This is a genomic window from Oleiphilus sp. HI0117 (assembly GCF_001635235.1).
Genome location: NZ_LWGA01000674.1, coordinates 1 through 7,250 on the forward strand (window position 1 = coordinate 1; position 7,250 = coordinate 7,250).

Sequence of the window (7,250 nt, forward strand, 5' to 3'; positions counted from 1 at the left end):
TTAGAGCGTTGAAGAGGAGGTGAAGAGCTAAGCGGATAGTTATAGCTTAGCTCTTCAGATAGAGCGCTAGCTCAAGTTAGCAGCAAGAAGAGCCGCCGTCACCTGTTTCGAATATAGGGTCACCATCGAAGGGTAAGCTAGATCCACAGCCTTCAAAAATGCCGTAATGAGTGTTCCAGTCACCAATAAACTCGAAGTACTTTTTAAATCGTGTTTCATTCAGCATGCGCCAGGTATTGCCGCAAACAGGGAAAATCCTACCTTTTTCGATGATATGGTGCTTATCAAGAACGAAAGCGTGTTCAAAGTGCTCGATACCGCCTTTGTAAATAACAGCCTGGCCATAATCTTCACAGTGCGGTTCAAGGTCTTTTATTTTAAATAAACGGTAGGTTGCCGAATAAAAACCGATATGGCCGACTTTTTCTTGCACCGATTCATTTTCAATAGTGATGACATCGTCTTCTACAAGCCTCGGGTCCAAAAAACCGACTTTTTTAGCTAGGTTTTCAAAATCGTTCCAGTAAAGTGCGCCGCTCAAACACTCGCCGTATAGGACTGGGTCCTCAACAAGGTGTTGGGGAACTCTCCGGTCTGAATAGACGTCAGAGAAGTAAAGCTCACCTCCTGGTTTTAGTACTCGATAGGCTTCTCGCAATACGGCTTCCTTGTCTGGTGAAAGGTTGATAACGCAATTTGATACGATGATATCAAAACTGTTTTCTTCAAGGCCAAGTTCGTTTAAACGTTCGATATAACCCAGCTTGAATTCTGTATTCTTGCTTGCGTAGCCGAATTTCTCGGCATGGTAAGATTCGTGCTCAAGTGCAATGGTAAGCTGCTCTTCTGTCATGTCGATACCTAAGACACGGCCTTGTTCGCCAACCCATTGGGATAGAACGTAGCAATCTCTGCCAGACCCGCTGCCAAGATCCATTACCTGCATTCCTTCAAGCACGGGTGGGGCAATTAGACCGCAGCCATAGTAACGGGCTAGTACCTCATCATGAACCTTGGCTAATGCCGTCTTTACATGTCTAGGTAAACCAGCGCTTGTACAGCAGGCGTTGGTTTTAAGATCTTCGGTTTTTTCTAATACTTTCCCGTAATAGTTTTTAACATCATCATGCATGCAGGGAGATCTCTCTTTGAATTGTTAGCGCGTGTTTCTGAACTTGGAGACAAGTAAGACAAGCAATAGTCTTAAACGTTCAAATATATAAAACGAGTAAATTATCACGCTTTCGTCTTTGAATATATAGGGCTTGTAGCCTATCTTTAAATCATACCTTTTTCGAACATTGTCCTGGAAATTTAGTGCCATGAGTGATAGCAGTTTTGATTACCTTGGCGGTAATTATTATATCAGCGCAGCAAGCTTGCTTCTCGAATACCGGATGTTTATTGACTCCCATCCGACGCTTTTCAAAATAAACCAAGCCAATTCATATTGGCCAAAAATGGTTTTCTTTTGCAATGAGCTTGAAAAATTTCCTGAGATCATGAAGGCACTTACTCGTGTCCATGTTTGTTCGCAAATCGACTTCGAAAGGGCTTTGTTTTGCAGTTGGTGTGCGTTATTGATTGGCCGGTCAGCTGGCCTCACAGAAGCTAACCAAAGATTGCTGTTCGTCGCTGGTTTACTGCAAGATATTGGTAAACACGCACCCGATACCGAGACGATTGAGTTTCCCACAAAGGTTAATGGCCCTTTCTTTTCTCCAGCTAGCTCGCTTGACGGCAGAGATATTCACCCTCTGATTAGTTCACGTTTAGTTGAAAAGTACCTACCTGAGCTAGAAGGGCTTGCGGAGCTGGTTCTACACCACCACGCACGAAATGACGGAACTGGCTTTCCAAATCTCATTGGTGAGCCTCAACTTGGTCTAGACGCCCAGATTTTAGTGATCGCCAATGAGTTAAGTGACCGCCTTGATCAGCTAGGTGGTCACAATCAGATATCTCATACCTTATCAAACCTTAGGCTCAATTCTTTTTTGTATTTTGAAAGGGCGCATCAGCATTGGATCACCTTAGTTGAAGCGCACCTGTCTAGCCCGATCGAGTCACCAAAGAACTCAAATCTGTTTCTTGATATTGAAAGCAAGATTAAAGAGCTCGAGAAAATGCTGTCGTGCTTACTCGTCGTCAGTGCTGAGCTACTTCCGTATGATTTTGACCTGAGTGTCCATGGTTTGCGTTCAATGATTCATCGTCTCGTTAGGCTTTCAACCGATACCGGAGTGTTTGATCCGAGCCTGTTTAGGCAGCGCACTGAGGGCGTTATTGGGATGAAGATCGATAACGACTGCTGTGAGCTCCATAATATTCATGAATGTACTGTTGTTCGTGACATAGCTATCATTTTAAAAGGATTACCTGAGATTCTCTCTCGAATGAGGGTACTGACGGGTGATATTCTTTCCTCCAAAAAGTATGATGCCAATTACAATTTAGTCGCCAATGCCAATGAACTTTTATATAAAAATATTAAGTTACTGGAAGGCAGTCGTTGTAGCATTTTTCGCTAGTCTGTTCGTCTAGCTTGGTAATCAATCTTTTGTTTCTATTTGGGTAACTAGCGCTATTAGTTTTACTCGAAAGTAGAGCACATACTTGGCTCATTTTTGTGCCATTATCTACTGTAAACTGACTCTTAACTAGGTAAGTCAATGCAAGAAATATTCAATCAGGCCCTTGCACTACATCAGCAAGGCAAGCTAGCGCAAGCAGAAAATATCTACCGTCAGATTCTTGATAAGGCGCCAGGTCAGCCCGTGATATGCGCACAACTTTCTCTATTGCTTCAACAAGCTGGAAAGCTGCCGGAGGCTTTCTCTTTCGCAAAAAAAGCAATTGAAGCCTTGCCTGAAGAGCATGAAGTCGCTTTACAGGGTGCTGGCTTGGCAGTACAGCTAGGTCATAATCAACAAGCCGAAACGTGGTTAAAGCAAGCTCTTCAACTTAAGCCCAAGCATGAAAAAGCTTTAGAGCAATTGGCTGGCGTCTTAATTGGGAATCACAAAGAAAAGGATGCCTTAGGCGTTTGTAAATCTTTAATAAAAGTCTCACCGAAAAATGCAAATGCCTATAACTTAAAAGGCTTAGCGCTAAGTCGTTTAGGTGAGGGGGAAAAAGGCTACAGCTGTTTTCAAAAATCTTTGAAACTCAACCCTGGCCAAATAGCAGTGATTCGGAATCTTATCTTGTATGGTAAGGGGAGAAAAGAGCCTCTATTAGAAAGCATCATTCCTCAGTTGGAGAAAAGCTTTTCTCAGCAAACACAAGCGCCAGCAGTTCAAATGAACGTCGCGTATATTCTGTCAATGTATTATGAGCGAAGTAAGAAGACCGATAAATCATTCATGTACCTGAAAATGGGAAATGACATTGCTCGCAAAGGCGTAAATTATCAGCATTCCCAGACAGAAAATGACTTCAAAGCTATCTTAAACGCTTTTGACGAAGGTTTTTTAAATGAAGTAAAGGGGGCGCAACTTTCAGATGATTCACCAATATTCATATTGGGTATGCCGCGCTCAGGAACGACGCTAATCGAGCAGATTATATCTAGTCACTCGCAGGTCGAAGCGGAAGGAGAGATTCTTGACCTGAGAGAAAGCTTTAGAACGCACGGCGAGATATTGAATAGCGATATCTCAGCAGATGATAAGGCTAGCGCGTGTGTCGCAGTCATGACTGCTTATTTAGATAAGCTTAGAGCTAGACAGAAAGCTACGTATTTTACAGACAAGATGCCCTATAACTTCATGTTTGTTGGGCTTATCTTAACTGTAATGCCTAACGCTAAAGTTATTCATTGTACACGTGACCCGCTTGAAACCTGTTTTTCTATTTATAAACAAAATTTTTCTGGTTCCCCAGCATACACTAATGATTTAACAGAGCTGGGCCAGTATTATATCGCCTATAAAGACATGATGAAGCATTGGCAGAACCTATTTGGTGATCGTATTTATGAGGCTAATTATGAAGCGATGGTGGATAACTCAGAGCACCAGATTAACAACTTACTCGCCTTTTGCCATTTGGAGCCAGAGGGTGGCTGCTTCGAATTTCATAAAAATAAGCGCGCAGTGAGAACAGCGAGTGTCGCGCAAGTAAGGCAGCCTATATATAAAGATGCCAAGCGAGCATCGGCGCCGTATGAAAAATATTTGGCGCCTTTGATAGAGGTTTTACAGAACGTAGATTAGATCAAGTCTAATTTGCGTTCACTCCAAAGTTTCTCGGCAAATGCGAAGGCGTCCTTCTGTGAGAACTCTGGTTTTAAAGATTTTAAGGCGAGGGCTGTTGTACCGATAATGGCACCTAAGGCATATTCGTCTTCTTGCTCACCACGCCAAACTTGCTTAAGGTAGTTAACCGTTAAATCCTGCCCTTTAACGTGTCTTCGCTCAAATTGAGAAGGCCACTCTTCTTCAGTAAGCTCTCCCTTAATCGCTGACTTTACGACCATGGCATTATCAGGATTTCGCTCAATCTCTCCGCCTTCACCTTTTATTACTGAAAGTGATCGGTACCCTAGTAGTGCTCCAGCCTCTTGATGAAGGCCGCTATAGGGGGGGTGGAATATTCCTTGGAGTACGCTATCTGCGTTCAAGGGATTGATCAGTCGCGATAAAGAATGAACAGGGGAACGCAGCCCCATCAAGTGACGCATATTGATCATTTCGGCCAAGCGTGGGCTAATCGCATCGAGTGGCAGGTAAGCAAAGCTTCTAACATTCATACTGTCTGCAACTTCTTCCCATGAGCGTGAGACTGGTATTCCTAGTTCATTAAGAATATTTTCAGTATACAGGCGGTTTGCAGTATGACCACTTGCGCCGTGAATCATGACTCGATAACCGGCTTGAGCCAGCAAGAAAATTGCTGGCAGGTACCAAGGTAGGTGGCGTCGTTTTCCGGCATAGGATGACCAGTCAAGATCGGCCGCGATTGCGGGGGTATTAAGTTGCTCTTTAACGGCCTTTACAAAGCCGCTGAGCTCTTCAGCAGATTCTTCTTTAACGCGTAATAGCATAAGGAAGGCGCCCAGCTGCACGTCTTCGACTTCTCCCTTTAATATCATGTTCATTGCTTCAAAAGCTTCTTGTTCAGTAAGGGAACGGCTGCCTTTTTTACCTTTGCCCAGTATTCTTACAAAGGGTGCAAATGGGTGTTCTGCTTTCGCTTGTTTAATATTTACGTCTGTCATACGGGGTCGACTTCCTTAAAAAAGGTAAGTTTATAGGCAATTGGTTGGTTTGGGTAAGCCTGCGATCTTACTGGCTAGCTTTGCGGGGCTTCCCGGAAACAGGGTCATCAAATAGATGCTATTTCCTTTATCTTCCCCTAAGGTCTCTTTTATATGCTTAACAAGAATGCGCATAGCAGGTGAGAGATCGTATTCGAGGTAAAAGCTGCGCAGGGCGTCTAATATTTCCCAGTGTCCGGGCGTTAGCGTTAAGCCTTCCTGCAGGGCTATTGCCGCAGCAATGTCGCGTGACCAGTCATCCAGGTTTACTAGAAAACCTTGCTCATCAAACTGGATATTTTTTAGCGTGTCTTGATCGCTCATAATATGTGTTTAGCAAAGGCTAGATTTAATACCAGCTATGCACTTTTTCATGCTTGATGGTAAGTTCAACCAAGTCATTGTAATCAATTTTACAATAGTCTACCGGGATTTTTACACCCCTAGCCAAGGCATCTTCAGTCAGTACAAAAATCGTCGCGGCAATACAAGACCATTGACTGGCTTCAGACGAGGTTCCCAGGCATTGGAAAACCCCATCTTCAATGAGTACTACGCAGTCACCGTCCAGGATCGTGTCTGAAAGTTGCTGGTTCACAGCGACTTCTGAGGGTGGTTTGTTCAGTATATGCAGGGTCATAAAGTGGGGCCAAGAAGCTAGAATCTTAAAATAATGTCGGAATCGTTAAGCTTATTGCTTACTTGTGCTTTACTAAGTTCGCTTATCGCAAGTGAGCAATCGCTTAACGGGATGTTTCGGTCTTCAGCGTCTTGTTTATCTATATGCACTTTATCTACACCATAAATAGCAAGCGCTTTCATCATTTGGCGAATATTCTTCTGGTGTATGTTTGCAGGGTCTTGATCTTCCAATAATAGATAGCAGCCATCAGTTGCGAGTAGCAGGCTGATATCTTGCTCGAAGGTACCCGCAGCCAGCACAAGGTCGAGAGCTTCTTTTGCATCGCTGGAGCCGAACGGGGCTGAGTTTAATATAATGAGTATAGATTTCTTATCCATCTTGCCTCTGTTTAAGCTCCAAAGGTTATGAAGCGGTCAGAAACGGCCATTGCTTCTACTAGTTGCCCAAGCCCGGAAAGCTCGAAACCTTCAGCGAGATTGTTTGCGTCCTTTTGATGGCGAGCTTGCTCTGTGTTATCGATCAAGCCTCGGCGTGCTGCGGCGGCAATACAGATAACCAGGTCAAGGTTGTGCTTGGTACCAAGGTCTTGCCAGGCTTTATAAAGATCAAACTCGTCTTGTGGTGGTGTCGCGAGTTTAGTACCGCTATGAATACCGTTTTGATAGAAGAAGACGCGAGAAAGCTTGTGCCCATTCTGAAGGGCAGCTTTAGTGTATCGATAAGCGCTGTAAGACGACTGTGAATCGTAGGGAGCGTTAAGGACTAATACAGATATGTTCATATTTTAAAGGGCTAAAAACTAAAAAAGCCATGCTTAGTACAGACCAAGGCATGGCTTTAAAGGGTTGCTTATTTCTTAATCGTCCCCGCTAAATGCCATGAGTAGCTGAAGCAAGCTTAGGAACAAGTTATAGATCGACACAAATAGTGTCACGGTAGCTAGAACGTAGTTTGTTTCGCCGCCGTGAATGATCTCACTGGTTTGATACAGAATGATCATAGACGAGAAAAGTACAAACCCCGCAGAGATCATTAGCTGTAAACCCGCGATATCGGTAAAGATACCAATAACCATTGCACCTAAAAGAACAAAGAAACCAGCAGTAATCGTACCTGCCAAGAAGCTAAAGTCTTTACGTGTGATCAAGGCATAAGCCGAAAGACCAAAGAATACGAATGCGGTTAAGCCAAGTGCGTTAGCAACTAAGTGGCCAGCGCCTGCGCCAATGAACATGCTAAGGATGGGGCCAATTGTATAACCCATAAAGCCTGTCAGTGCGAAGGTAAGTACAAGACCCATGCCGCTGTTAGCCGTTTTGTGAATACCGAACAGTAAACCGTAAAAAC

General features: G+C 43.8%; 9 protein-coding genes. 2 read left to right on the forward strand and 7 right to left on the reverse strand.

Annotation, left to right across the window (positions count from 1 at the left end; all coding sequences use genetic code 11):
* Window positions 1–76: 76 nt before the first annotated feature.
* Complete coding sequence (locus A3757_RS09180; protein ID WP_068510803.1) at window positions 77–1,132, reverse strand: methyltransferase domain-containing protein; 1,056 nt, start codon at window positions 1,130–1,132, stop codon at window positions 77–79.
* Window positions 1,133–1,322: 190 nt separating this feature from the next.
* Between A3757_RS09180 and A3757_RS09185 the strand changes: the two genes are divergently transcribed.
* Together A3757_RS09185 and A3757_RS09190 are read left to right on the forward strand one after the other, a co-directional pair.
* Window positions 1,323–2,531, forward strand: a complete 1,209-nt coding sequence (locus A3757_RS09185) for an HD-GYP domain-containing protein (protein WP_068510800.1) — start codon at window positions 1,323–1,325, stop codon at window positions 2,529–2,531.
* Between the two features lie 141 nt (window positions 2,532–2,672).
* A complete protein-coding gene (locus A3757_RS09190) occupies window positions 2,673–4,217 on the forward strand; it encodes a sulfotransferase (RefSeq protein ID WP_068510798.1) in 1,545 nt (514 codons plus the stop codon).
* Here the strand turns inward: A3757_RS09190 and A3757_RS09195 are convergent.
* The 6 genes from A3757_RS09195 to A3757_RS09220 all read right to left on the reverse strand — a co-directional run.
* On the reverse strand, window positions 4,214–5,221 hold the full coding sequence (locus tag A3757_RS09195; protein ID WP_068552770.1) for a glycosyl transferase family protein: 1,008 nt from the start codon (window positions 5,219–5,221) through the stop codon (window positions 4,214–4,216). The two genes, A3757_RS09190 and A3757_RS09195, sit on opposite strands and share 4 nt — an antisense overlap.
* 30 nt (window positions 5,222–5,251) lie before the next feature.
* Window positions 5,252–5,584 (reverse strand): TusE/DsrC/DsvC family sulfur relay protein, encoded by a 333-nt coding sequence (locus A3757_RS09200; protein ID WP_068513637.1) that lies wholly within the window; start codon window positions 5,582–5,584, stop codon window positions 5,252–5,254.
* A gap of 25 nt (window positions 5,585–5,609) precedes the next feature.
* Window positions 5,610–5,900: a sulfurtransferase complex subunit TusB gene (gene tusB / locus A3757_RS09205; protein WP_068513640.1), complete on the reverse strand. Its 291-nt coding sequence runs from the start codon at window positions 5,898–5,900 to the stop codon at window positions 5,610–5,612.
* A 17-nt stretch (window positions 5,901–5,917) separates the two neighbouring features.
* Entirely contained in the window at window positions 5,918–6,280 is a 363-nt protein-coding gene (tusC, locus tag A3757_RS09210) for a sulfurtransferase complex subunit TusC (RefSeq protein ID WP_068509772.1), read from the reverse strand.
* Window positions 6,281–6,291: 11 nt separating this feature from the next.
* Window positions 6,292–6,684, reverse strand: a complete 393-nt coding sequence (gene tusD / locus A3757_RS09215) for a sulfurtransferase complex subunit TusD (RefSeq protein ID WP_068513642.1) — start codon at window positions 6,682–6,684, stop codon at window positions 6,292–6,294.
* 75 nt (window positions 6,685–6,759) lie between these two features.
* The coding region (locus A3757_RS09220) for a Bax inhibitor-1 family protein (protein ID WP_082872086.1) at window positions 6,760–7,250 on the reverse strand (491 nt) is incomplete at its 5' end.

Bases quoted from the DNA above. Each gene is read 5' to 3' on its own strand.
- A3757_RS09180 (WP_068510803.1), bottom strand. From the start codon at position 1,132: ATGCATGATGATGTTAAAAACTATTACGGGAAAGTATTAGAAAAAACC.
- A3757_RS09195 (WP_068552770.1), bottom strand. From the start codon at position 5,221: ATGACAGACGTAAATATTAAACAAGCGAAAGCAGAACACCCATTTGCA.
- A3757_RS09185 (WP_068510800.1), top strand. From the start codon at position 1,323: ATGAGTGATAGCAGTTTTGATTACCTTGGCGGTAATTATTATATCAGC.
- A3757_RS09200 (WP_068513637.1), bottom strand. From the start codon at position 5,584: ATGAGCGATCAAGACACGCTAAAAAATATCCAGTTTGATGAGCAAGGT.
- tusC (WP_068509772.1), bottom strand. From the start codon at position 6,280: ATGGATAAGAAATCTATACTCATTATATTAAACTCAGCCCCGTTCGGC.
- tusB (WP_068513640.1), bottom strand. From the start codon at position 5,900: ATGACCCTGCATATACTGAACAAACCACCCTCAGAAGTCGCTGTGAAC.
- A3757_RS09190 (WP_068510798.1), top strand. From the start codon at position 2,673: ATGCAAGAAATATTCAATCAGGCCCTTGCACTACATCAGCAAGGCAAG.
- tusD (WP_068513642.1), bottom strand. From the start codon at position 6,684: ATGAACATATCTGTATTAGTCCTTAACGCTCCCTACGATTCACAGTCG.